The organism is Shewanella sp. SW24, assembly GCF_025653395.1.
Classification (GTDB): domain Bacteria; phylum Pseudomonadota; class Gammaproteobacteria; order Enterobacterales; family Shewanellaceae; genus Shewanella; species Shewanella oncorhynchi.
Genome location: NZ_JAKKSH010000028.1, coordinates 17309 through 42416 on the forward strand (window position 1 = coordinate 17309; position 25108 = coordinate 42416).

Genomic DNA, 25108 nt, shown 5'->3' on the forward strand with positions numbered 1-25108 from the left:
TGTTTGTTGTGGACTCCCTTGCCATTGATTATGTGGCAAGGAAGCCTAGGATGAACGGTAAATTCGTGTGGCAGCAGGAACTGTTTCAGTAGTATTAATTAATAAAATCATATGGTTGCCACCTGCGGAGTACACGTCATATTGTTACGGTTAACAAGCTTCAGCTGTTTTATAGCGTTCAGCCATGGCATTGGCGGCTATCATGGCTTGATAGACATCATCTGCGGTTAATTTCATCGGCATATTGCCCATAGTATCGCCCTCTGCACAGGCTATCTCAGCCACTTTGCGCCACTCGGCCTCGATAAAGGTTTTCAGCCCTAAATCTGCGAGAGTGAGCGGTAGTCCCGCTGTTTTGATGATGCGGATAACGTTATCGATTTCGGTTTTTGGGGCATTTTCGAGCACGAGCTGAGTTAGCAGCCCAAAGACGACTTTCTCGCCGTGCTGAGCTTTATGTAAGTCTGCCACCGCTGACATACCATTGTTTACGGCATGTGCGGCGGCTAACCCGCCCGCTTCTGCACCAACACCACTGAGATAGATGGTGGCTTCAATGGTTTGCTCTAGCGCAGGTGTGACTATTTTGTTTTTAACGGCGTCCATAGCAGCTTCAACATTTTCAGTCAGTAACTGATAACAAAGTTGGGCCAATCCCAGCCCTGTGCGGGAAGGCTTTTTCAGGACTAGGTTGACGCCATCTGATTGATAGCAGGCACGAGCTTCAAAATAGGTTGCCAGTGCATCGCCTATGCCTGCCGCAAAAAATCGGGCCGGAGCCGCGGCGATAATAGCAGTGTCGGCAACTACAGCATCTGGGTTCTGTGGCAGAAACAGATAGCGTTCAAACTCACCTGTTTCGGAGTAGATCACTGCAAGTGCAGTACAAGGCGCATCGGTTGAGGCAATTGTGGGGTACAAGATGACTGGCTTTTTTTGATAGAAGGCGACGGCTTTGGCGGCATCTAAGGTTTTTCCACCGCCAACTCCAACAATAACGTTGGTATGATGCTGTTCTGCCAGCGCGCCTAAGCGCTTTATCTCGGCTTCGCTGCACTCATAGTTGAATTTTTCGAGGTGGCTGCTGATCCCATTTTGATCTAGCCCAGCGACCGCTTCATTCTTCACGCGGCTGAGGATAAATTCATCGCAGATGATAAAAGCATTGTCACCAAAGTCCTTAACATAATCATGCATTTGAGCTAATAGGCCCTTGCCGATAATGAATTTTTTAGGGGAAGTGACGGTACGTGGAACGACAGTGCTCATAGAGCCTCCTTTGCACTTATGACGGTTATCCTTTCATTCTTACCCTAGCATACGCCTAAATTAATGTCATAGCATGAATGGTGGCAATGTTTTTATTGCTAAGCGTAAATTACTACTTTAGTGCTTAATTGTTAGATTAATAATGTGGTTTATTGTTTTATTTTTCGAGTTAAATGCTTTGGTTTCTCCCTGATTTAAGGCAAGGATAGGGCGCAGAGAGCGAGGCGATCTAAGCGGGCGAAGAGATGTAAGATCTCAAAAAAAGCTAACGGTGGATTGTGCGAATAGCGGTAAACGTCTGCTGTCTAAACACTGCATAGTCATTAATGTAATGGGATTTTATTACCTTAAACTCGTCCCAAGTCTTGCTCGGTATTCATGCTTTATGTGATGCTCTGTACTGTCGTTCATTGGTGTCATAGCGAGTGAAATCGTCGGCTGAGATAAAAGACCAGTAATCAAGGAGTGAAGATGACACAGCAGAATGCGTTAGGACAATTTGTCAGTAAAGGTAAGTTAATATTCTTTTGTGGCAAAATGGGCGCAGGTAAATCAACCTTATCGCGACAAATTGCTGAGGCCGAAAACTGTATTTTAATCTCGGAAGACGCATGGCTGGCGGCGCTATATCCCGATGAAATTAAAGATTTTGATACTTACTTGAGCTATTCCGCTCGCCTTAAGCCTTTGCTTAAAAAGCATGTGAAGGAACTGCTCTGTTCGGGTGTTTCTGTGGTCATGGACTTTCCCGCGAATACTATCAATCAGCGCCTGTGGTTTCGAAGCATTTTTACTGATTGCGCCGCCCATAAACTTATTTATCTTAATCACAGCGATGCGCTTTGTTTGAGCCAACTCGATAAACGCAGACAAAGCCACCCTGAGCGCGCTATGTTCGATACCGAGGCGATGTTCTGGCATGTGAGCGGTTATTTTCAGCCGCCGACTCTGGATGAAGGCTTTGATCTTGAGGTGATAGAAAGATAATTATAGTGAATAAAAACAATAGGAAATATCATGTACCAAGTGCTTGAGGAGGTTGTTTCAGCCAATGATTTTGTTCGCCTACGACAGATTTCTGGCTTAAGCCCTAGACCATTGGAGGGCGCCATTAAGGCTTTGCCAAGGAGTTTATATGGCGTGCAAATAAAGCTCGCTGAGCAGACTGTGGGTATGGGGCGTGTGGTTGGTGACGGCGCGCTCAACTTCGAAATTGTCGATATCGCAGTGGATCCTGAGCATCAAGGTAAGGGATTAGGGCGGCTTATTATGCAGCACATCATGGCTTATCTAGATCGTGAGGCTTTTGAGGGCGCGTATATTACCCTGATGGCGGATGTGCCTGAACTCTATGAAAAGTTTGGCTTTAAATTTAGTCGTCCCGCAAGTGAAGGCATGTATATGGTGAAATAACGGCGCTAACCAATACACTTGTAACTTAGGCACTTATAGCAGTAGAACTCAAACAGTAGAGCTCAAAACAACAATCAAAGGAAGATTACCCCATGAATACCTTACTTATTTGCTTATTTGTCGCCATGTTATTGCCATATCTTGCGAAAGGTCCAGTGGCTTGGGCTATGGCAAAGACGGGTGGTTACGATAATAATCATCCCCGTGCTCAGCAAGCACAGCTAACCGGTTTTGGCGCTCGCGCTTTAGCGGGACATCAAAATGCCTTTGAATCATTGCTGGTGTTTGGCCTAGCCGTATTAGTGGTGATTGCCACGGGCAAAGTGAATCCCACCACTGAGTGGCTCGCAATCGTCCATGTAGGCGCCCGCTTTGTGTATCACATCCTCTATCTTGCCAACAAAGGCACCTTAAGATCCCTCACATGGTTTGTTGCCATCTTCAGTGCTTTCGGGATTTTCTTTCAGGCTTTTTAAGCTTGGATATTAAAGGATCTGCGCCAGTTTTTTGATACTTTCCCGCAGATCATCAGGCGTATGAGCGGCATAGCCCAGTAAGATAGCTTGCCTTGGATAGGGGGCTTGGCAATATCGAGACAAAGGCTGTGCCCCCAAACGTATTTGGCGGCATTTGTTGATCACTTCCTCTTCGGTCAAGTCGCCCTTCAGCCAACACACGAGGTGAATACCTGAGTCTGAGGTTTGAACGGACAATTTGTCGGGCAGATACTGCTCAATTGCCGCGATTAGCGCTGTTTGGCGTGCTAAGCAGGCTTTTCGCACTCGGCGAACATGCCGCGCATAATGTCCTTCGGCGATAAACAACGCTAATGTTGCTTGCTCTAGGTGAGCCGTGTGCGTATCGGCATAATATTTTGCCAACTGGAAAGCCTGTATCAGTTTAGGGGGCACCACCAAAAAGCCGAGTCGCAATTCAGGCAGCAGCATCTTGGAAAAGGTGCCTGCGTAGATCACCCGCTGTTGTTTATCGAGTCCCTGCAGTGCCTGAATTGGGCGGGCGCTATAACGAAACTCGCTATTATAGTCATCTTCTAAAATCCACTTATTCTGCTCAGCGGCCCAATCGAGTAAGGCCAATCGTCGTGGCAGACTTAGCATACCGCCGAGGGGAAATTGGTGTGAGGGCGCGGTAAAAGCCAGTTTCACTGCGGGCCACCGCTGGATCGCATCGGCAATATTTGTGCCCTCATCATCAACACTCACAGGACGAACCCGCATATTTTGCGAGAGAAAAGCGCCTAAAGCCCCGTCATATCCAGGTTCATCAAGCCAGACTTCATCTCCCTGTTGGAGTAGTACCTGCGCTGTGAGGTTAATGGCCTGCTGAGTTCCATTGATTATGATGATCTGCTCAGGTGTGCAATTGAGGCCGCGGGTCGAACGCGCATAGTCACTTATCGCCTCACGCAGCGGCAAATACCCCGCGCTATGGTTTGATTTACCTAAGGTTTTACGGGATTGCCGCCAAACTCGGCCTAACAGCCGCCCCCAAAGTTGGTGCGGGAAAAGATCGACACATCCGACGCCAATATTCAACATGCTATGGCTGTGGTCCGTATTTTCCTTCGCTTTCAGTCGCGCCATTTCTATTAACTGTGGATTAATTTCTAATTTGGAATCAGTGGCTTGAGCGCTTTCTCTGGCACGGTTTGGAATATCGATCAATTCATCGGGAATGGTATCTGACACATAAGTGCCCGATCCCGGTTTAGTCAGCAGATAGCCTTCATCAATCAGGCGCTCAAACCCTTGCAGTACTGAATTACGTGAAATCTGCATGGTTTCCGACAAGGCTCTGCTGGATGGGAGCTTCATTCTCGGGTGTAAACGTCCATCAAGAATGGCCTCTCTAAACGCATGATAAAGCTGATCTTTGAGGATGCCATCTTTGAGTTGCAAGTGAGGGAAATTGGATTGAGGTTTTTTCATTTGCTAACTGGTACTGTAAAAAATACAAAAAGTGTACCTTATGCGGTACCACAATTGAATCTAGAATCTTGCTTCAGTAAAACTGAGACCATTTACTTAATTTCAAGGAGTGCGCTAATGTCCAGCCAATCACTAACAGTAACCATTGATATGGTTAAAGAAACGGACTATTCACTCTGGTTACCACACTGGCGTGATTACCAGACTTTTTACAAAGTGGCGTTATCGGAAGCGACTACCCAAGCCACGTGGCGCCGATTCTTCGATGACCAAGAACCTATTTATTGCGCCGTCGCAAGAGAGGGCCAAAACTTACTCGGTTTTGTGCACTATGTTTTTCATCGTTCTACTTGGGCCGAAACGGATTATTGTTATCTTGAAGACTTGTTTGTTGCCCCAACGGCAAGGGGCCAACATGTTGGAAAACAATTGATTGAGTATGTAAAGCAAGCGGCCATTGAACACAAGTGTGCGCGCCTGTACTGGCATACACAGGAAACAAATTTAACCGCGCAAAAACTCTATAACTGGATTGGTGAAAAACCGGGAGTCATTGAGTACAGAATGCCGCTGTAAGGAGGGGCCTTTAATTAACGCATTAATTGGCTAGCTTATTAATGCGTTTATTATCAGTTTCTTGATAGTTTCAAATTCTTTCAATCCTAATGCTAAAGGGCTTTTAGCATTAGGTTTTAATGCACGTTTTAATTGCGACTAATCGCAGCGATAACCGCATCGGTCAGCTCCCGAGTATTCGCCGTTCCGCCCATATCGCGGGTTAAAGACTGCTTATCTTTCAATACGTTTTCTATCGCGCTGAGTATCAGGTCGTGCATTGCGCCATAACCTAAATGTTGCATCATCATAGCGCCCGCCCAAATTGTGCCTAAAGGATTGGCAATACCTTGGCCTGCAATATCCGGCGCCGAACCATGTACCGGCTCAAACATCGACGGAAATTCCTTGCTTGGATTGATGTTCGCCGAAGGGGCAATGGCGATAGTGCCAGTGCACGCAGGGCCAAGATCAGACAGGATATCGCCAAACAAATTTGAGCCAACAACCACGTCAAAATGCTCGGGTTTTAGCACGAAATTTGCCGTCAGAATATCGATATGATATTGGTCGACCTTAACATTGGGATATTGTTTTGCCATTTCCCCGACGCGACTATCCCAATAGGGCATAGAGTGAAATATGCCATTGGATTTGGTCGCCGAGGTTAAGTGCTTTGCCTCGCGGCTTTGGGCTAAATCGAAGGCATATTTTAAGATGCGATCTGTGCCACGACGGGTAAAAATGCTCTGCTGGGAGACAATCTCATGTTCAGTGCCTTCATATTGAATGCCGCCGACGGCGGAATATTCGCCTTCCACGTTTTCACGTACTACATAAAAATCGATATCGCCGGGCTTTTTACCCGAGAGTGGGCAGGGCACGCCTTCAAATAACCGAATAGGCCTAAGGTTCACGTATTGCTCAAAGGCTCTGCGGATCGGTAGTAGCAATCCCCAGAGTGAAATATGGTCGGGAACTCCTGGAAATCCAACAGCGCCTAAGTAGATGGCATCAAAGGATTTTAGTTGCTTAAGTCCATCCTCTGGCATCATGCGACCGGTTTTATGGTAGGTTTCACAGGACCAGTCGAAGTAGGTCCACTCAAACGCCACACCTAAGATTTTTCCTGCGGCTTCGAGTGTGCGTATCCCTTCGGGGATCACTTCTGTACCTATGCCATCTCCGGCAATTACGGCGATTTTTACCTTAGACATCTTTGACTCCAATAGGGGATTCTGCGTTTTTAGTATGTTATTCCATATTCGTATCGTGTATGAATAGGCTAAATGTTTTGTTAAGGATTACGAATCGTGAGTCAACTGCCGCCACTTGAAGATTTACGGGTCTTTGTTATCGCCGCAACAAGCGGGGGATTTACAGCCGCTGCGGAGCAATTATCTTTTTCTCCAGCGTATGTGAGTAAACGCATTGGCCTATTAGAAAAAGCGCTCGGAGTGCGCTTGTTTCTGCGCTCTGCCAGAAGTGTCAGCCTCACCTTAGAGGGCAAGATTGCCTTGGAATGGTCCGAACGTTTGCTCGATACCATGGAGCAAATGAGCCTTGAAATTAGCTTAGAGCAGCAAGTGCCACGGGGGCGATTACGTATCGCAACTAGCACAGGATTTGGCAGCCACTGTATTGCGCCGATTATTTCAGACCTCGTGTTCCACTATCCCGAATTAGAAGTTGATTTAGAGTTGCTCGACCGCCCGGTCGATCTGGTCTCTGAAGGTTTTGATCTAGAGGTCCGTGTCGGTGGCGAATTGCCACCGCAAATGATTGCTAAGCGTCTTGCGAGTAATTATCGGGTATTGGCTGCATCGCCGACCTATATCGACACGCATGGCATGCCAAACAATCTCGCGGCATTAGCCGAGCATAAGTGCATAGGGATCCGCGAGCGCGATCAAAACCATAGAGTGTGGCGATTGGAAAGTGCGGCTGGCATAGCCTCGGTTGATTTAGCGGCTTCCTTGATGACCAATAATGGCACAGTCGCTAAGCAGTGGTGCCTTAAAGGCCACGGTATTATGTTGCGCTCCATCTGGGATTTACAGCAAGATTTCTTAAGTGGCAGATTAGTCAGAGTACTCCCCGAGTATCATCAATCCGCTGAAATTCATGTAATTTATGCATCACGATTAGAAACGTCTGCCAAACTTCGCACCTGCGTCGCCTATCTTGAAGAGGCATTACCTCGTTTTGCTGGCACTGGAATAAGTTGATTTTATTTCGCCAATCTCTATTGGCGAGTGAACGCTCGCTATTTTCATATTGAGTTTAAATAAATCAAGGTGTTGGATTTAATTGCTGACATTGGGTCAAGAGGCGGCCAAGAAGGCGCTCGTCCTATTCTCCTTAAAAAATGATCGTAATAGGTCATTTTGTATATCTATTAAGCAAACTGTCAGGTTTTTACTGTTACCTTACGCCCCCGATGTATTGGCTAATCCCATTGCTACCGTTTTACCTCAGTTAAAGAGATACCATGTTTATAAAGTTTAAGCTTCCCGTTGCTATGCTCGCACTCATTGCTTTGTCTGTTTTATGCTCTTCGGTGTATGTGCAAGAAACGCTAGCGACTAAGCTGATTTCGAATAGGCTGCCAGTTGATGCTCTTGGTTTTCAGTCACTGACGGCTTCCAATCCTTTAGTTGCCAGTCAGAGTGCTCTACATCATATGCAGAGTTTGCCAAAACTGATGACGACTTCCCTGGTGCAAGCGAATCAAGGTGCTGTTGCAAACCCAACGGTTGCTGAACATTTCTCATCCCCAAAAATGCTTGAGCAGTCATCCTTAGACAATCCAGAGTCTAAACAACTGAGTCTGAATATCAGTTCTCTCGATGAACTCATGGGCTTGTTTGACTCGCTTAATTACACGCCAGAAAGCTTTCGTGATGGTAATAAATCGGTCCCTAGATTGACCTTTGATGCCGTGGGTGAGGGCTGGAGTTCAGTGTCAAGCCAACTCCCGGTGAAGCAAAAGAAAATGGTGTTTCTTAGAATGATTGCCCCTTTAGTCTTATTGGCGAATGAGAAAATTTTACAAGAAAGACAGGTCATTATGTCTGCCCCCCTTGATGATATTGCGTTATTAGCCTTAGGGGTAAAGTACAAAGTAATAAGCAGTGAAGATAAACCGCTGTTAGAAGCCCAAAGACAAATGCTACTTGAAAGGGTGGATATCCTGCCACCATCGTTAGTGTTAGCTCAAGCGGCAAAAGAAAGCGGTTGGGGCACATCGCGATTTGCCCGTGAAGGTAATGCATTATTTGGGCAGTGGGATTTCAAGGGTAATGGTATGGAACCTAGGCAAAAGCGCCAAGGTTTAGGCAATTATGGTTTAGCACGATTCGATACACCATTTGCTTCAGTAGAAGGGTATTTGTTGAATTTGAATACCCATAATGCTTATCAGAAGATGCGAGATTTTCGTGCCCAATCAAGACAAGCTAATCAAGCTGTGACAGGCTCTGCACTCGCAGGGACGTTAGACCGATATTCGGAGCGCGGGCACGCCTATGTTGAGGCGATTCGTCAGATGATCCGTACCAATAAGCTATATCTGGTGGATGATATTTATTTAAGTGATGACGCGCCATTACATCTATTAACAAGAACAAACTAAGTGATTGGTAAAATAACCATTTTCACTTAACCTGAATAAAGCGCACTTTAATTAGGCTTATATAGGTCAATTTAATCAAGGGCATCCGCATTACCCTATATCCCAATTTTAAACTTTGCCTTTTTGCTGGTAATTGTCTTCAAGGTCTTGAGTTAACCATTAGGATAAAAGGATAAGCAGTGCCTGATGTTCGATATTAATGTTTACCTTTCAGTAATCGCATAACTGCCATCTGTGTTATAGCGGATGATAAACCCTTTTTTCTCACCATCGTGGTAATACTTCAGGGACAGTAATCGATCCTTGTTATCGATTTCATATGTCCAGCCACGTTGCTCATTGTCGCTGTAATTGGACAGTGAATAACCGCCATCCTTCTTGTAGCGGATGTTGATTTGACTGTCTTGCCCCTGTTCATTATTTTGCAGCTTTTGGACATGCCCCTCTTCATCGAATTCATATTCTTTGATGAGGTTGCCATGATGGTAGTCAGAAAATTTGTATAATTTTCCTTTACTATCATAATAATATTGTTCCCCATGCTTAATTGATGGCGTATTTCTAAAGGGGGGATTCAGTATGTCCTTACAGTCATTGCTATAGGGATTTTCTCGCATTATGCACTCATCTTGAGAGGGCTTGACGGGCAAGGTTTCGTCATATTCATAATGACTTAACTCCATAAGCCGGTGATTATGGTTAGGATCAAATATCGCCTGCATGCCATGGTATTCACCTTTGCGATAGTGTCTAATGCCGTTGGCAACATCCTGTGCTAAGTACCAAATACTCTGACCATCGAGCAGTCCCTGCTTATAATGCTTATTGGCAAAGAGCACATTTTCATCGCTGATTAGTTTTTCTTCACCTTCGCGTAATCCATTGAGATAAGTCACTTCGATCCGTGATTTCTTGTCAGTTTTAAATACCCAAGGGCCAGTGCGCTTGCCATCAAGGTAAGCCCCGTTACCCACATAGTTGCGGTATTCGCCAAGCGAGACTTTATCTACCCAAGGGCCTTGTTTAATGCCGTTTTGATAGTGACCTTTATTGCCATTGCTCTCAAGCCATTCACCGTCTTTGACGCCGTTGCGATAAATGCCTTTTTCAGACAATCGCTTATCACCTGTGTCTGCGCCATATTCGGGCTCATAGATTTCATATGGGCCATCGAGCACTCCTTGATTGTAATGGGCAAAACCGTAGTTATCTGCCTCATCGAACATGGACTGTGCAATCCATTTACCTTGCTTTTTACTGTCAAGATATTCACCTTCCCAATAGCTTGTTTGGCCGTCAGCCTCCATCCATTTACCGACTTTTTTGCCTTGTTTGTACTGACCATTCAACATGATATTGGCATTACGGTTATCGTAGGCGATATAGGGGCCATCGAGCACACCTTGGGCATAATGACTTTCAAGCGCAAGTCCAGCCCAAGATCCACCGAGATTCATATAATCATAAGCTGGGCCCGTTTTTGGGATCTCACCCTCACCGCTGTTTAGCCAGTCCACATCATCGGCTTCAAAGACAACGCTCACCAACACAAAACTGCCCTGTTGTTCGCGATAATCATTGCGATAAAAGTGGGTCACTAAACTGTATTGATGCTCGCGGCCTTGGGCATCTTTATCTTTGCGGGTGAGGGGATAACGTAATTTATATTCGTCCGCGGTTTTCACATCGGCGGGTAAACCTTTAGCATTGCGATAGCCGATTAAGGTTGGTTTGAGCTTGGTTGAACCATCGATAATCGCTTTAATGGCGGGATCTTCAATCGCCTCAACATCATAGGTCATGCGATATTGCTGTGGCGGAATTTGGTTTAACACTTTGCGGGTGTCGCTGACGGTAAATGACGATAACGTCGGGGCGACTTCATCCAGCATAACTTGAAGGCGTGGTAGCTTAGTGAGCTTTGAATCCTCAAAACCATAACCCCGTAAATGCTGACCATCAGTATCTTTAAGCATGACCACGACTTCTTTGTCGCCACCCTTATCAAAGTCATAGTAAAAAACGGCCACAATTTCAGCCGCACCATAATCATCAAGATGTACCCCGGGCGCATCGCCGTCGGACATTTCGCTCCACACTTGATTGTCTTTTTGGTGAAAATTAAGCCATTGGCCATTCGGTAAATCGACAGTGGGATGGACGGCTTTGCCCGCAGCGCTTGCCGCAGGAATAACCGTTAAAGAGGATAACAACATCATGCCCGCTGCAGTGAATAAACTGCGAATCGAAAGTTCCATTTAACTACACCTTTTACACCGATAACTTGCGCCTCATGCGCACCAGTAAACGGGCCGAATTTTATGCGAAGACAAGCACTTCAGGAAGTAGCTGATACAAAAAAGGCCGCAATAGCGGCCTGTTAAGATCTAATGTTTAACAATCAGCGATGCGATATAGCATTTATTTCACGGGTGTCTTTTAGGGTAATCATTTAGATTTCTTTGAAAACGGGTTTTAAAAGAAAATGAGCTAAAAATATTACAATAACAGCTGCTTAAATTTAATAGAGCACTGAAGCAGTGCTTCAATTTTGCTTTGTTTCGCTTGTTCTGAATCTACATTCCCAGTGGTGTAAAACGTTATTTCTGGATCGAGTATCGGGCTACACGTTTGGTGTTCGATTTTTAATAATGAGTGCGTTCGATTAGCAATGGCTAATCCAGAATCAATGACGGTAAAGTGGTGGGGAAGGGCATTTTTGATTTCTGCATTGATAAGTGGAAAGTGAGTACAAGCCAGCACTAATACATCGGTATTAAACGCATCGGGTTTGCTAAAAATACGCTGAATTTCCTGGGTTACAATGTCGGGATCAAACCCATTGCCGAGAAGTTTTTGCTCTGAGGCGAGAACCAGCACTTCAGAGTCTTCTACTAAAACCTTACATTCTGTGGCGAAATTAGTGATCAGCATCTTCACATAAGCTGAGTTCACTGTGGTGTGAGTGCCAAGTACCACCACTACCTTTGATTTTGATAACGAAGCGGCAGGTTTTATCGCAGGGACAACGCCGACAATAGGTATATTGAGTTCAGCACGAAGTAAGTCTAGCGCAATGGTACTCGCTGTATTGCAGGCGATAACGATGATATCGGGTTGAGTCAGTGAGCTTGCTTTGGATATAACGTCTAAAATTCGCTTTTTAAGTATATCGTGCGGCTTTTTTCCGTACGGGAAAAAGCCAGCGTCAGAGACGTAACTCAGCCGTATGTTGGGGATTCTCTTTTTTATTTCGGCCGCGACAGTCAGTCCACCTGAACCTGAATCAAAAACTAATATTGAGCTATCCATTGCACCTACCTTCACATAATCAACACATTTAATTTTGCCATAGACACAGGAGCGTTAGTCGAATTGGCATACAGCTTCAAGAGGCGCATTTTGCTCTTTCAGCCTATTTTGAACAATGAGGATATGTTTGGTTAAGACTTTTTCGTAAACAAAAAATCTTTTGGTGAGTTAATGCTATCTACCGCAGCGTGAGATCATGAATACTCAGTTTTGTCCGCAGTTTAGTTTGGATGCCAACTTAATCCTTTGTGTGTTTGTAAATATTGCTGGAGCTTTAATTCCCATATCCATTAAGCACTATCATTCCAGTGACACGCAGCAAGCCCGTCCCTGGATGCTCGAACGTGGCATCTGCTATATAGGACATACTAATCTCGCGATCACATGTATGTGAATAAGCGACCATGCCACGGACTGTCACTTCCATGATGGTGCTTAATTTGGGTTAATCCCTTTGTATGTCAGATGGTTGATTCTTAAAAAATTCATGGCTGTCCGCTTTTTTTACTGCCATGCGTGGTAATACGCAGTTCAAGGCCGATCTGAGTTGGGCAATAGAATTTATTACCACCAAATGTTATCGCAGCAAGCAGTCAAAAACAAAGCACGACAATAGCTTAGAGGTGATATGGGCACATTTAGATGCTTAAGGTACAGGCTATGAACAATGGATGTCTTGATAATATTGATAATAAAGCAGAAAAGAGTTATGGGAGTCCTGACTTTCGCTTATATGCTCAATGCATAGCCGAGCAAGTCGAGTCTAGTGACCAAAAGAAATCGAGCTTGGATGAAAACCGCATTTCTTGAAAAGATATTAATGGCTGGGCTTGCCAAGGCGGACAAAATATGAACATTTACGCGATTACCCTGGGAACCAGACGAGATAAGTCTGGTTCAGTGAATTGCAGATTTAAATTTTATTTATTTTTTACCATGATTAATTGACCATCTTTATAAATCTCTTCAGATGCTAATTGCCCATCGTCACAATAGCTTTTAAGGACTCCTTCTAATAAGTCATTTTTATAAGTCCCTTCCTCCATCAATTGACCACTTTCATAATATCGCTTATATGGACCTTCTTTTAGATTATTTTCAATAATTGCATCACAATTGACCTTTCCATTTTCATAATAATGTATAGAGTGGCCATTTTCCAAACCACTTTTATACGTCATCTCCCACCACAACTGACCACTTTCATAATAATATCTAGAAAGGCCTTCCTGCTTACCATCCTTACAGAAAACCACTCCCCACAATTGACCATTTTCATAATATGATTCACAAATTCCTTCTGGAAGTCCATTTTTCTTAGTTCCTTTTCTCAATATCCTCCCACTTTCATAATATCTATTATAAGGACCATCTTCTAATCCATTATTATAATTCCCTACAAGCCTTACAGCGCCATTTTTATAAAATATCTTGTAAGGGCCTTCTTCTAATCCATTTCTATAACTTCCTTCCTTCTCCACTCCGCCATTTTCATAATATTTTTTGTAAGGGCCTTCTTCCAACCCATTTTTATAAGATCCTTCGAACAATAGCAAACCATCTTCATCATATGTTTTAAAAGAACCGTCTTCTAGACCATTTCTATAAGTTATTTCCCTATATCCGTCACAATCATCACTTTTATAATACCTTTTACTTTTCCCAGTAAAAGGTATTTGTGTATCTATTTCATAATAGATCCCATTTATATTTTGCAATTGATTAAAATCTATTTCCTTCATCGATAACTCCTTTTTTATCTATAATTCTCAATGCTCTCACACCTACCATCGGTGTTTTTCAAGGTAGTAGGCACTCCTTGCTCAAATATTATGCTTCAAGCTGAGCTTGCACTAAGGCTTCGGGTGTCGCTATTTTTGCGGTTAAATTGCTCAAAGATGATTCCTTACTGAAATGAATTATCTCGAAATGCATTGCTGTGTAGGGAGGGAAAGAGCGCTTGTCGTCGCGCTACTATCATCGCACTACTATCATCGCCATGACTGCTTTCTTTCCCTCTAATATTTTCTCAGTTAAGTACACTATTCCAATATCTTAAGCTGTGTTTTTCCCCATTGGGTGGCATAGGGCATGGCTTCTTGCGGGCTGAGGATAAACTCATTTTCACAGCCATCGCCGCGGGGCGTTTCCCAGAATTTGATCCCCTTTGGCTCAAGGGTGAGCTGGTAATATCCCGAGCCGTCTGATGTGGGGCATTCTGCGTCCGGTGCTTTGCCAGCAAACAATTTGTCCCTTAATGCAGGAGGTAAAGGATGACTCATACCCTCGAGCATGCTTTGTGGTTGCGTATCGGCGAGAAACCATTGCCACGGGTGGAAAGGTTTGCCGTCGGTAAGGGAGAAACTCACAAATTCTTGGCTGATACCATTGGCGCCATAACCTGCGGCCCAGCGATATAGGCGCACACTAAGCCAATACTGATTAATAAAAATCGGTTCGGCAAAGGTTTCGTCAGTCACAAAACTGCCCATTTGTGCCAGCATTCTGCGGCGAGTGTCAAAGGTTTGTGCTAGTTGGGCTTCATCGGTGAGCTTATGTTCAAGCCATTGATTAATTGCCAAGATACCCGTTTGTGGGCCTTTAAATTCGATACCCACATCTGTGCCAAAAGTCAGCGGGCGATACTCAATATTTTCGTAGCTTTGCCATTTACCTCGGCTGAGTTTTGGCGTGGTTTCTAGCGGTAGATTGTACGCATCGGCACCACAATCCTCGACCTTATCTGGGCTGATTTCTCGCTCAAGTTGCACTGGTAACGATTTACTCGCGGTATCTTTAAACCAATGGCCGCTCAGTTTTTGTGGCGTGACACTATCAAACTGCCAATTTCCGGTATTGCCTTCTTCTTTCCACAGTTCATCTTGCTGCTCGAGTCTTATCGGCGTTAAGTAGCGTTGATAGTAATAACTACCTGTTCCATATTGATTAAAACAAACTCTGACTTTGCTTTTACCTAACTGTCCCTGCCAGATCCCTGTGAGTTCATTGGCCGCAAAGGTCGGCAAAGAGATCGTGGCGCTCAGCAATAGGCTTGAAGATAAAACGGAGAATAACATCCTTGTGGGCATACTGATTTTCTCTTAAAAGGTGATAAGTAAGGGCCGTATTCTAAGCGCAGGATACTGACTGATTGTGGATTAAAAATCAAAATCTGATAAAAAGTCGCCCGTAGGCGACTTGATGTTAAAGACTTAAGGCTTACTCAACTTGCCAATCAATGGCTTCTCCAGCACGAATAGGCACGACGTTAGTATCGCCAAGCGGGTAAGTGGCAGGGACATCCCATGACTTTTTGACCAGCGTGATGGTATCGGTATTACGTGGCAGATGGTAAAAGTCTGGTCCGTTAAAGCTTGCGAACGCTTCGAGTTTATCCAGCGCATTGACCGACTCAAATGCTTCGGCATAAAGCTCAATGGCGGCATGAGCCGTGTAGGAGCCCGCGCAGCCACAGGCCGCTTCTTTCTTATCCTTGGCGTGTGGCGCTGAATCTGTACCGAGGAAAAACTTCTTGCTGCCGCTTGCCGCTGCACCTAATAACGCCTGTTGGTGGGTGTTGCGTTTTAAAATCGGCAGGCAATAAAAATGCGGACGAATACCGCCTGCCAGCATGTGATTACGGTTATACAGCAAATGGTGGGCTGTGATAGTCGCGGCCACATTGTCTGAGGCTTGAGTGACAAAATCGACTGCATCTTTGGTGGTGATATGCTCAAGCACGATTTTAAGCGCTGGGAAATCGGCGACAATTTTACTGAGGATATTTTCAATAAAGACACGCTCGCGGTCGAAAATATCAATAGCTGAATCTGTGACTTCACCGTGGACTAAAAACAGCATACCGACTTCTTGCATGGCTTGGAGTACGGGATAGATGTTTTTAACATCGGTTACGCCGGAATCTGAGTTAGTCGTCGCGCCCGCTGGGTAGAGTTTAGCGGCAACAATTTTACCCGAAGCTTTAGCCTTGCGGATTTCATCTGGGCTGGTTTTGTCGGTTAAATACAACACCATCAAAGGTTCGAATTGTGAGCCCGCGGGCACCTGCGCTTTAATGCGATCGTAATAGGCCAGTGCGGTTTCAGTATCGATAGCGGGGGGCACTAAGTTTGGCATGACGATGGCGCGGCCCATATAGCGGCTGATATCGCGCACTGTATCTTTAAGCTGGGCGCCGTCTCTTAAATGAATATGCCAGTCGTCTGGGCGAGTGATTGTTATTGTAGTCATAGGGTTTGGTCTTTTGATCGTTTTTGCTGCGAGGGTGGCAGGATCTTATGTGGCAAGGATTTTACTGTAAAGGGAAACTCGGTAGTTTCGGCCAATAAATCTGTTAGGACATGTAATTGAAACGCTTAGCAGCATGGCTCGCGCTATATCGCTGTTTTTAGCATCGGACACTTTTGATTAATCTGCTGCGGACACTTTTCGATTTAAACCCCAGTGTCCGCGGACACTTCTATCAATAATTTTAATTTAAAGTTTTGAATAATAATGTGTTTAACTATTTGGCATAGGCTTTGCTATCTCTGTGGTATAGATTTCCAATAGTGTCCGTTGATTGCGTTCCGGCACTGATGATTCCAACAGGGAAGCGAGTAAAGCCATGATTAAAGATACTAGCGGCCAAGATACAGTACTTGTGCCATCTACCTCTAAACGTCTTAAGTTACCGCTGATCATTGGCGGTTGCGCCTTATTAGTCAGCGCCTTAGTTTGGGCGAGCTTGGGCACTGATAGCGTGAGCAAATCCTTAAGCCGCAGCGACATCACTACCGCAAAACTCTTCGTTGGAACGTTAACCCGCGATGTGGCGACCACAGGTAAAATCGTGGCGGCCAATGCGCCTATTTTGTATAGCACAGAGGAAGGTACTGTGACTCTGCTCAGCAATCCTGGCGATACTGTTAATAAGGGCGATGTGGTCGCCAAACTCGATAGTCCAAGACTCACTAATCAGCTAGCGCAAGCCAAGTCCGTATTAGCGGGCATGGAGAGTGCATTAGAGCGCGCTAAGTTGGATGCACGACGCGATCAATTACAAGCTTATCAAACCTTAGATATCGCAACGGTCGATCTTGAAGCGGCGGATAGGGAAAGCCGACGCGGAGAGGAGCTGATTCAAAGTCAGCTTATTGGCCAGATTGATTATGAAAAGGGCAAAGATGATTTACACAAAGCCAAGCTGAAGTTTAAGCATGCCGAGCAAGAAGTGGCGTTAACGAAAGATACGTTAACCTTTGAAATTAAAAACAAAGCCCTAGAAGTTGAGCGTCAAACTCTCGCGGTGCGTGAATTAGAACGTCAAGTCGATGCCTTGAATATTATTGCACCTGTTAACGGCATTATCGGTAACTGGATTACCGAGCAGAAAACCCGTCTTAGCGCTAACCAACCGATTTTAACTGTTGTGGATTTAAGCGCCTATGAGGCTGAGTTAGCCGTGCCTGAATCCTATGCGGATGATCTGGGTTTAGGCATGGAAGTCGAGTTGAGTTTTGGCAGTATTAAGTTAATGGGCAAGTTATCGTCAATTTCCCCAGAAGTGCGTAACCGTGAAGTGACCGCAAGAGTGCAATTTGACCAAAGCGACAGCCTAACACTGCGCCAGAATCAACGCATCTCGGCCCGAGTGTTATTAGAGCACAGACCTAATGTTCTTATGGTAAAACGCGGCGCCTTTATGACCAGCGGTGGGGGTAATGTGGTTTATCAAATCGAGGGCGATTTAGCCAGTCGTCGTGAGGTTAAGCTCGGCAGTACTAGCCTGAGCCAAGTCGAAGTGCTGGATGGCGGTAAAGCCGGAGACGAGTGGGTGATATCCAGTGTCGAGCCCTTTAACCACGCCGAACAGGTCAGGATTCATTGATGACCGATATTCGTAAATTACTAAATAACCAATCTGATGAATTTAACAGCGCAGTGATCAAGGTGAATGACGAAACCTGCTGCGACATGGACAAGAATAGGAGCCGAATATGCGTGATAAACAATTTGATTTCAGCATGTTGATGTCATCAAAAATGTTTGGCGTGTTGGCCTTACTGCTACTGGTGGTCGCGGTGGAGTTGAGTATCGGTGAAGCCAATAGCTGGTTTTTCCTTGGGCTGAATGTGCTGGAATGGACCAATCCATTGGAGGAGGTTCGCCAAGTGGGTGAGGTTTCGGTCGAAAGTGCCGACCTTATATTGGGCGTTTTTGTGTGGCTTTTAGAGTCTGTCGTTGAGCCATTTTTCGGCTGATGACGCTGCCATGCATCGAGTCGTTTAGATGCAGCGTAAAATTGATTTGATTATTTTAAGGAAATTAACATGTTATCAATGAAGAGTGTGAGCAAGGTTTTTAAAACGGATTTAGTGGAAACCCACGCCCTGCGCGATTTTAACCTCGAAGTGAATGAAGGCGAGTTTGTTGCGGTAACGGGTCCTTCTGGCTCAGGTAAAACGACTTTTTTAAATATCGCGGGTTTGCTCGAAGGTTTTACCCATGGTGACTATTTTCTCGATGGCATTAACGTGTCTAACCTGAGCGATAATAAGAGCGCTGCTATCCGTAACGAGAAAATCGGCTTTATCTTCCAAGGCTTTAACTTAATTCCTGACCTTAACTTGGCAGAGAATATTGAAGTGCCGCTGCGCTACCGTGGTTTTAATGCCAAGGAACGCCAACGCCGCGTACAGCAAGCATTAGAACAAGTGGGTTTAGCTTCACGACTCAAGCATTTTCCCACTCAGCTTTCGGGCGGACAGCAACAAAGGGTGGCGATTGCCAGAGCATTAGCCGGTGAACCTCGCTTCCTGCTCGCCGATGAACCGACTGGTAACCTCGACAGCTTAATGGCGCGCCAAGTGATGGAATTACTTGAAAATATCAACCAAGCGGGCACGACTATTATCATGGTGACCCATGACCCTGAACTCGCTCGCCGCGCCCAGCGCAATATTCAAATTGTCGACGGTCAAGTGTGTGATTTTACTATGTATCAGCCCCATGGCAGTGTACAAACTGTGGCGACCCCGCACCCATTAGACAAACTTGTCGCCAACGCTGACTAAGGATACGCATTATGTTTTTTTATTATGTTGATTTAGCCTGGCGCAGCATTAAGAAAACCCCTGCGCTCTCGCTGTTGATGGTGTTGGCGATTTCGATAGGTATTGGCATCACAATCACCACGTTAAACGTCTACAAGATGATGTCGTTTAATCCTGCGGGTGAACGCTCAGATGAGTTAAATGCGGTACAGCTTTGGAGCCAAGGTCCCGATTCTTGGGATGAGCTTAACTCGTTAGTGACTTATCAAGATGCGATGAATTTGCGCAACAATACCTTACCTAAACGCCAAGCGGCGATGTTTCGCACTGGGATGGCGCTGCAAACTGAGGATGTCAATTTCGCGCCTATTTTAGAAAGTATTCGGGTGACAGATAGCGACTTTTTTAAGCTGTTTGACGTGCCATTTTTGTACGGCAATGTGTGGGATAAATCCGTTGACACTGAACCTGCTTATCAAGTGGTGATTAACGATAAACTCAATCAAAAGCTGTTTGCGGGCCAAAACAGTGTCGGCAAGGTTATCTATCTTAATCGTAAACCTTATCAAATAGTGGGGGTGATTAAAGCCTGGGACCCTAAGCCTAAATATTATGATCCTACTAACGGTGCTTTTAACGACACTGAACAAATTTTTGTGCCGTTTTCACTGACACCTATCGAAGAGTTTGATGTATGGGGGAACACCTCGGGTTGGAAGTTTGAGACGATGAATAGTTACAGCGATCGCCTTAACTCTGAAAAAGTGTGGCTGCTGTATTGGGTTGAGTTACCCAATAAAGATGCAGTAACCAGTTACCGTTCTTGGCTCAGTAATTATGTCGCAGAGCAAAAAGCATTGGGCCGCTTTACCGATAAAAAATCTGCCGCTGACTCAGTCAAAGTCTCCGATGTCGCGACTTGGCTTGAATACAATAATGTGGTGCCTGAAGACAATAAAATCTTGGTTGGCTTGAGCGTACTATTTTTAAGTGTTTGTTTAGTCAATATATTAGGTTTAATGCTCACTAAGTTCCTCAAGCGAGCGCCTGAAGTTGGGGTACGCCGCGCAATCGGTGCTAGCCGAGCCCAAATCTTCGCTCAATATATGGTGGAAGTAGGCATGATAGGTTTATTAGGCGGCTTACTGGGACTCGCTTGGGCTTACGCGTCACTTTACGGCTTATCGGCACAGTTTGAGGTCTCGAAGGGGTTAACCCATTTATCGGCGAGTATGTGGATTATCACTCCTAGTATTGCGGTAGGCACAGCCTTGTTGGCTGGCTTGTATCCCGCGTGGGTCGTGTGCCGGACTAAACCTAGCGTTTATCTGAAAAGCCAGTAAGGGACTTATTATGTTACATATTAAACCTATTCTCAGCAGTTTGTTGCGCAGTAAAAGCGGTCCTGTCTTACTGCTTATTCAGATTATTTTGTCTGTGGCAATTGTGGCGAACGCGAGCTTTATTATTCAGGAGCGTTTAGCCCTGATGCAGCGCGTTTCGGGAGTCGAAGAGTCTGAAGTCTTGACCTTTAGCTTGTTCAACTTCGATCCATTGATCGATAAAACCGCGCAAAACAAAATTGATCAGCAAATTTTACGTGGGCTACCCAATGTGATTGATGCGACCTCAACCAATATGTTGCCATTAAGCGGTGGCGGCTGGTCGAGCACCTTCAATCTGGGGCCCGATCCGGATAGCGCTAAATCGACACCGCAATTTGCCATGTACTTAGGGACAGATCACACCCTTGAGACCTTAGGCCTTAAGCTGATTGAAGGGCGTAACTTTTACCCCCATGAACTTAAGGACAATCTCGATAGCCCGAGCCGATTAGCGATCATCTCCAGCGCGTTAGCGAAAGCGATTTGGCCTGATGAATCACCACTTGGCAAAGTGTTGTACGAGGGCAAAGATGCACAGATCACTGTGATAGGGGTTGTCGATAAACTGCAAGGCGCGTGGATTGACAGTTCTAGCCTTGAAAACAGTGTGATTCAAAATGTGGATTATGGCAGCAGTTCTTACATGGTTCGGGCCAAACCTGAGCACCACACCGAGCTTAAAGATGCGATAAAAAAAGCGTTGCTGGCCGAGAATCCTAACCGAGTTCTCGATGGCTTTAAGTCAATCGAGGCCTTAAAAGATAGCTCATACCGTGATCATAAATTGATGATTACCGTGTTGATCATGATGGTAGTGTTGCTGCTGCTGATCACCTCGCTCGGTTTAACGGGTATGGTGATGTTTAATATCCAGCGCCGCACTAAGCAGATAGGTACCCGCCGTGCACTGGGTGCGAAAAAGCGCGACATTGTCAGTTACTTCCTCGTAGAAAATTATTTGATTTGCTTAGCGGGAGGCGTGCTGGGCGGCTTGTTAGCGATACAGTTAGGCCAACAGTTAATGAAAATCTATAGCTTGCCTATGTTGGATTTAAGCTACCCACTATTTACTGTGGCAGGTTTGTTTATTGTCACCACGCTGGCGGTTTACTTACCGGCGCGTAAGGCGGCAAATATTTCGCCAGCAACGGCAACCCGCAGCGTATAGCGAAATATTTGATGTCACTCAAGGTACGATAAAAGCCTGATAAAGTGCGATAACAATAGGATGTTATTGCACTTTTTGTTACTTTACGGTTAATAGTTTTATATAGGACAACACTCATACTTATGGATACTATCCTCATCGTCGACGACAATCACGCCATCTGCCAAGCCCTAGGTTTGATGCTAGAGCTTAATGATTATCGGGTGCTGACTTGCCATAGTCCGGAGGACGCCCTTGGGTTATTGGCGACGCAAGATGTGGATTTAGTGATCCAAGATATGAACTTTACCCGAGATACCACCTCGGGCGAGGAAGGCAAGCAACTGTTTTACGCCCTGCGCGAACGCCAAGGCGATCTGCCGATTATTTTGATGACGGCGTGGACGCAACTCGAAACCGCCGTTGAATTAGTCAAAGCGGGCGCGGCCGATTACATGGGTAAACCTTGGGATGACGCTAAGGTACTCAATAGCATCACCAATTTGATTGCGCTTTATAAACTCTCCCGTGCTAACCATCGTCTCGAGCGGGTGAATCATCAACGCCAAGTGGCGATCGCCGATGCGGACCTCTGCGGGATTGTCTTTGGCAGCGGCGCGATGCAGCGTTGTATTGATTTAGCATTGCAACTGGCACGCTCCGATGTGTCGGTCCTCATCACTGGCCCTAATGGCGCGGGTAAAGACAAGCTTGCCGATATTCTCCATGCTAATTCTCCCTTAAAAAACAAACCTTTTATTAAGGTTAATGTCGGCGCCTTGCCGATGGATTTATTAGAGGCAGAGCTGTTTGGTGCCGAGGCGGGGGCTTTTACGGGGGCGACTAAAGCGCGTATTGGTCGCTTTGAAGCGGCCGACGGCGGCACACTGTTTTTAGATGAAATCGGTAACTTGCCCTTATCTGGCCAAGTAAAACTGCTGCGCGTGCTGCAAACCGGTGAATTTGAACGCTTAGGTAGCCATAAAACCCAAAAAGTGAAAGTGCGGGTGATCAGTGCGACCAATGCGGATTTGGCCCAAGATATTGCCGAAGGGCGTTTTCGTGAGGATTTGTTTTACCGCTTAAATGTGATTGAACTGGCGTTGCCACCGCTGAATCAACGCACCGATGACATTTTACCTTTAGTGCAGCATTTTATTGGCAGCGATTTTAGCTTGAGTAAACCTGCGTTGCAGGCGTTATTACAGCACCGCTGGCCGGGAAATGTGCGCGAGCTTGAAAACGCCTGTAAGCGAGCGGTATTGTTGGCGCAAAGCCATGTGCTGACTGAGGCTGACTTTGGTTTGGCACCTGTTGCGAGTGTCATCAAATCTGCTTCCAGTGTTTCGGCTGTATCTGAGTCGCGGCTATCTGGCTTGAGACTGTCTGATCCTCTGCCTGTTTATTCGCCCGCTTCCATCCCCGTAAATACCGCATTTTATCATGAGTCTGTTCGTGCCCAAGTGTCAGATGCCAATGAGGCGATAGACGTGAGCCGAGAAGATATCGAAGCGGCGCTAAAACAGCATCATGGCGTAATTGCTCGGGTGGCAAAAGCGCTTGGACTCAGTCGCCAAGCGCTGTATCGGCGGATGGACAAGTTTGGTTTAGATAAGTCATAGGCTAAGTGTAGATGCTAGGGTAAAGGCTATCGATTAAGGAATCAGAGTGTTAATTCGAACTAAACTTATCATTTATTCAATGGCTTGCTGCGCCTTTGGCGTCTTGCTGAGTTTTGCTTTGGTGAAGTATATCTCACCCTATGCTTCGTCTGTTGCCACGTCTAACACGATTGAAATCCCTGATGTGAATGTGCAACTCGATTTTGCGGAGCTTGAGAAAACGGTCGCTTCCATCGAACTCGCCCTTAACAATAGTGAGCAATTGCAGGAGGCTGCGGCGATGCAAGCGCACCAGAGGGCCGAGCAGATTAAGGCCGAGCTGCAAAAGCTTGAACAACTTAAACAAGAGCAGTTACAAATAAAACTCTTCAAGTTAGAACAACTTAAAGAAGGGCTGTTTAATTCTATTCCTCATGTGGTTGAGCCTTTACGTGTAGAACCGCTATCTATTTTACCGCCCAAAGCACCTGTATCTCCTGCGATATCCGCTGAGATAGCTAAGGGAGATCGTGTCTCGAGTTTGACCTTAGGTGAAGGTTTGATCGTGTTGTTTCTCGCTTGTGCTGTCTGTGGTTTAGGTATTGCTTGGTTGACTCGACATCTCGGCCGCAGTTTAGATTCCCTTGAAGTCGGCTTGCTAAATTTTAGTGATAATGACTTTAGTGTGAGTATTCCTGAACATGGCGAAGGTCAGCTCAAAACCTTAGCGCAGTTATTTAACCATAGCGCTGCTAAATTACGCCAAGAAAGGCAGTACATTTACCAGCGGGAGTTATTACTGGATAAGGTGATTCAAAGTTCTCCCAATGTGATGTTGTTACTGGATGATCATCAGCGGCTCATTTACGCCAATGATGCGGCGCGTCACCTATTCCATAAAAAGGGCAGAATGGAAGGCTTGAGCCTAGATGAATTGCTGGTGGATTTGCCCGAAGTATTGGCCTTAGCGCTTAAACATGAAAAGAACGGACTCTTCGCCATGGGTGAAGATGATGTGGAAACTTGGTATTTAAGTCGTGGTCATTTTTTATTGAATAACCAACAGCATAACTTGATTTTGCTCAAGCAGATGACCCGCGAGATCAATCGTCAAGAGGTGGCAGTGTGGAAGAAAGTGATCCGCATTATTAGCCATGAACTCAATAACTCAGTGGCGCCCATCGCCTCTATGGTGAACTCGGGGCGGTTACTGACTAAAGATCTGGATAATCCAAAACTTAAGCTGATTTTCGATACTATCGAGAATCGCACCAGTCATCTAAGCCAGTTTATCTTTAACTATGCCCGTTTTGCTAAGTTGCCGCTCCCGCAACGGCGTCAGGTGAATTGGACGCAATTTACTGCCCAGTTGACTCAGCATTATCCCTTTAAGCTCACTCATGAGTTACCTGAGGTTGATGGTTTTTTCGATCAAGGACAGATGGAGCAAGTGCTCCTCAATTTACTTAAAAACGCCCATGAATCTGGCTCAAACCCCGAGGATGTCACTCTATCGATTCGGTATCAAACCTTAGTGGATGGTGCAGGTTTTAGCATTGTGATTGAGGATCGCGGCACTGGTATGTCTGGTGAAGTATTAGAGCAGGCGCTACTGCCGTTTTACTCAACAAAACAATCGGGTACAGGCTTAGGTTTACCTTTATGCCGTGAAATTATCGAAGCCCACGATGGCAGTATTAGCATGCATAATCGCAGTGACGGTGGCCTGTTGGTTCGACTATGGTTGCCACAATAATGCTCGCGTTTTGAATCAACACCGTAATGCGA

At 45.5% G+C, this 25108-nt stretch carries 21 protein-coding genes; 13 read left to right on the forward strand and 8 right to left on the reverse strand.

The window, feature by feature from the left end:
• Positions 1-150: 150 nt before the first annotated feature.
• Positions 151-1269, reverse strand: a complete 1119-nt coding sequence (locus L5M17_RS18520) for a glycerol dehydrogenase (protein ID WP_173243098.1) — start codon at positions 1267-1269, stop codon at positions 151-153.
• Between the two features lie 471 nt (positions 1270-1740).
• Here L5M17_RS18520 and L5M17_RS18525 point away from each other — a divergent pair, with 471 nt between their 5' ends.
• The 3 genes from L5M17_RS18525 to L5M17_RS18535 all read left to right on the forward strand — a co-directional run bounded on the left by L5M17_RS18525 (position 1741) and on the right by L5M17_RS18535 (position 3158).
• The gene (locus tag L5M17_RS18525) at positions 1741-2256 is read left to right on the forward strand and encodes an AAA family ATPase (RefSeq protein WP_263148787.1); all 516 of its coding nucleotides are present in this window, start codon (positions 1741-1743) and stop codon (positions 2254-2256) included.
• A gap of 30 nt (positions 2257-2286) precedes the next feature.
• The gene (locus tag L5M17_RS18530; RefSeq protein WP_173243103.1) at positions 2287-2682 is read left to right on the forward strand and encodes a GNAT family N-acetyltransferase; all 396 of its coding nucleotides are present in this window, start codon (positions 2287-2289) and stop codon (positions 2680-2682) included.
• A gap of 92 nt (positions 2683-2774) precedes the next feature.
• Positions 2775-3158 carry an MAPEG family protein gene (locus tag L5M17_RS18535; protein ID WP_105251622.1) on the forward strand — a complete coding sequence of 128 codons (384 nt, stop codon included), beginning with the start codon at positions 2775-2777 and terminating at the stop codon, positions 3156-3158.
• A gap of 9 nt (positions 3159-3167) precedes the next feature.
• Here L5M17_RS18535 and L5M17_RS18540 read toward each other — a convergent pair whose 3' ends face one another.
• A complete protein-coding gene (locus L5M17_RS18540; RefSeq protein ID WP_263148790.1) occupies positions 3168-4631 on the reverse strand; it encodes a PLP-dependent aminotransferase family protein in 1464 nt (487 codons plus the stop codon).
• Between the two features lie 117 nt (positions 4632-4748).
• On the opposite strand from L5M17_RS18540, the gene L5M17_RS18545 reads away from it, so the two are divergent.
• Positions 4749-5207, forward strand: coding sequence for a GNAT family N-acetyltransferase (locus L5M17_RS18545; protein WP_263148791.1), 459 nt, complete (start codon positions 4749-4751; stop codon positions 5205-5207).
• A 128-nt stretch (positions 5208-5335) separates the two neighbouring features.
• On the opposite strand, the gene L5M17_RS18550 is transcribed toward L5M17_RS18545, so the two are convergent.
• Positions 5336-6403, reverse strand: coding sequence for a tartrate dehydrogenase (locus L5M17_RS18550; protein ID WP_219251145.1), 1068 nt, complete (start codon positions 6401-6403; stop codon positions 5336-5338).
• Between the two features lie 96 nt (positions 6404-6499).
• Here L5M17_RS18550 and L5M17_RS18555 point away from each other — a divergent pair, with 96 nt between their 5' ends.
• Together L5M17_RS18555 and L5M17_RS18560 are read left to right on the forward strand one after the other, a co-directional pair.
• Complete coding sequence (locus L5M17_RS18555) at positions 6500-7414, forward strand: LysR family transcriptional regulator (RefSeq protein ID WP_263139951.1); 915 nt, start codon at positions 6500-6502, stop codon at positions 7412-7414.
• 263 nt (positions 7415-7677) lie between these two features.
• On the forward strand, positions 7678-8820 hold the full coding sequence (locus tag L5M17_RS18560; RefSeq protein ID WP_263139952.1) for a glucosaminidase domain-containing protein: 1143 nt from the start codon (positions 7678-7680) through the stop codon (positions 8818-8820).
• A 203-nt stretch (positions 8821-9023) separates the two neighbouring features.
• Here the strand turns inward: L5M17_RS18560 and L5M17_RS18565 are convergent, their stop codons facing one another.
• The 5 genes from L5M17_RS18565 to pyrC all read right to left on the reverse strand — a co-directional run bounded on the left by L5M17_RS18565 (position 9024) and on the right by pyrC (position 16383).
• A complete protein-coding gene (locus tag L5M17_RS18565) occupies positions 9024-11078 on the reverse strand; it encodes a toxin-antitoxin system YwqK family antitoxin (protein ID WP_263148794.1) in 2055 nt (684 codons plus the stop codon).
• A 241-nt stretch (positions 11079-11319) separates the two neighbouring features.
• Complete coding sequence (gene murI, locus L5M17_RS18570) at positions 11320-12132, reverse strand: glutamate racemase (protein ID WP_263148796.1); 813 nt, start codon at positions 12130-12132, stop codon at positions 11320-11322.
• A gap of 920 nt (positions 12133-13052) precedes the next feature.
• A complete protein-coding gene (locus L5M17_RS18575; RefSeq protein ID WP_263148797.1) occupies positions 13053-13874 on the reverse strand; it encodes a toxin-antitoxin system YwqK family antitoxin in 822 nt (273 codons plus the stop codon).
• A gap of 300 nt (positions 13875-14174) precedes the next feature.
• Positions 14175-15221: a hypothetical protein gene (locus tag L5M17_RS18580; RefSeq protein ID WP_263148799.1), complete on the reverse strand. Its 1047-nt coding sequence runs from the start codon at positions 15219-15221 to the stop codon at positions 14175-14177.
• A 130-nt stretch (positions 15222-15351) separates the two neighbouring features.
• On the reverse strand, positions 15352-16383 hold the full coding sequence (pyrC, locus tag L5M17_RS18585; protein ID WP_219251151.1) for a dihydroorotase: 1032 nt from the start codon (positions 16381-16383) through the stop codon (positions 15352-15354).
• A 376-nt stretch (positions 16384-16759) separates the two neighbouring features.
• Between pyrC and L5M17_RS18590 the strand changes: the two genes are divergently transcribed.
• The 7 genes from L5M17_RS18590 to L5M17_RS18620 all read left to right on the forward strand — a co-directional run bounded on the left by L5M17_RS18590 (position 16760) and on the right by L5M17_RS18620 (position 25076).
• On the forward strand, positions 16760-18022 hold the full coding sequence (locus L5M17_RS18590; RefSeq protein ID WP_263148800.1) for an efflux RND transporter periplasmic adaptor subunit: 1263 nt from the start codon (positions 16760-16762) through the stop codon (positions 18020-18022).
• Between the two features lie 109 nt (positions 18023-18131).
• Positions 18132-18395: a hypothetical protein gene (locus L5M17_RS18595; protein WP_259560136.1), complete on the forward strand. Its 264-nt coding sequence runs from the start codon at positions 18132-18134 to the stop codon at positions 18393-18395.
• A 69-nt stretch (positions 18396-18464) separates the two neighbouring features.
• Positions 18465-19208: an ABC transporter ATP-binding protein gene (locus tag L5M17_RS18600; protein WP_259213469.1), complete on the forward strand. Its 744-nt coding sequence runs from the start codon at positions 18465-18467 to the stop codon at positions 19206-19208.
• Positions 19209-19219: 11 nt separating this feature from the next.
• Positions 19220-20530: an ABC transporter permease gene (locus L5M17_RS18605; RefSeq protein WP_263148804.1), complete on the forward strand. Its 1311-nt coding sequence runs from the start codon at positions 19220-19222 to the stop codon at positions 20528-20530.
• Between the two features lie 10 nt (positions 20531-20540).
• Complete coding sequence (locus L5M17_RS18610; RefSeq protein WP_263148805.1) at positions 20541-21740, forward strand: FtsX-like permease family protein; 1200 nt, start codon at positions 20541-20543, stop codon at positions 21738-21740.
• A 122-nt stretch (positions 21741-21862) separates the two neighbouring features.
• Positions 21863-23341 (forward strand): sigma-54-dependent transcriptional regulator, encoded by a 1479-nt coding sequence (locus L5M17_RS18615; RefSeq protein WP_263148806.1) that lies wholly within the window; start codon positions 21863-21865, stop codon positions 23339-23341.
• A gap of 46 nt (positions 23342-23387) precedes the next feature.
• Positions 23388-25076 (forward strand): sensor histidine kinase, encoded by a 1689-nt coding sequence (locus tag L5M17_RS18620; RefSeq protein ID WP_263148808.1) that lies wholly within the window; start codon positions 23388-23390, stop codon positions 25074-25076.
• Positions 25077-25108: the final 32 nt, after the last annotated feature.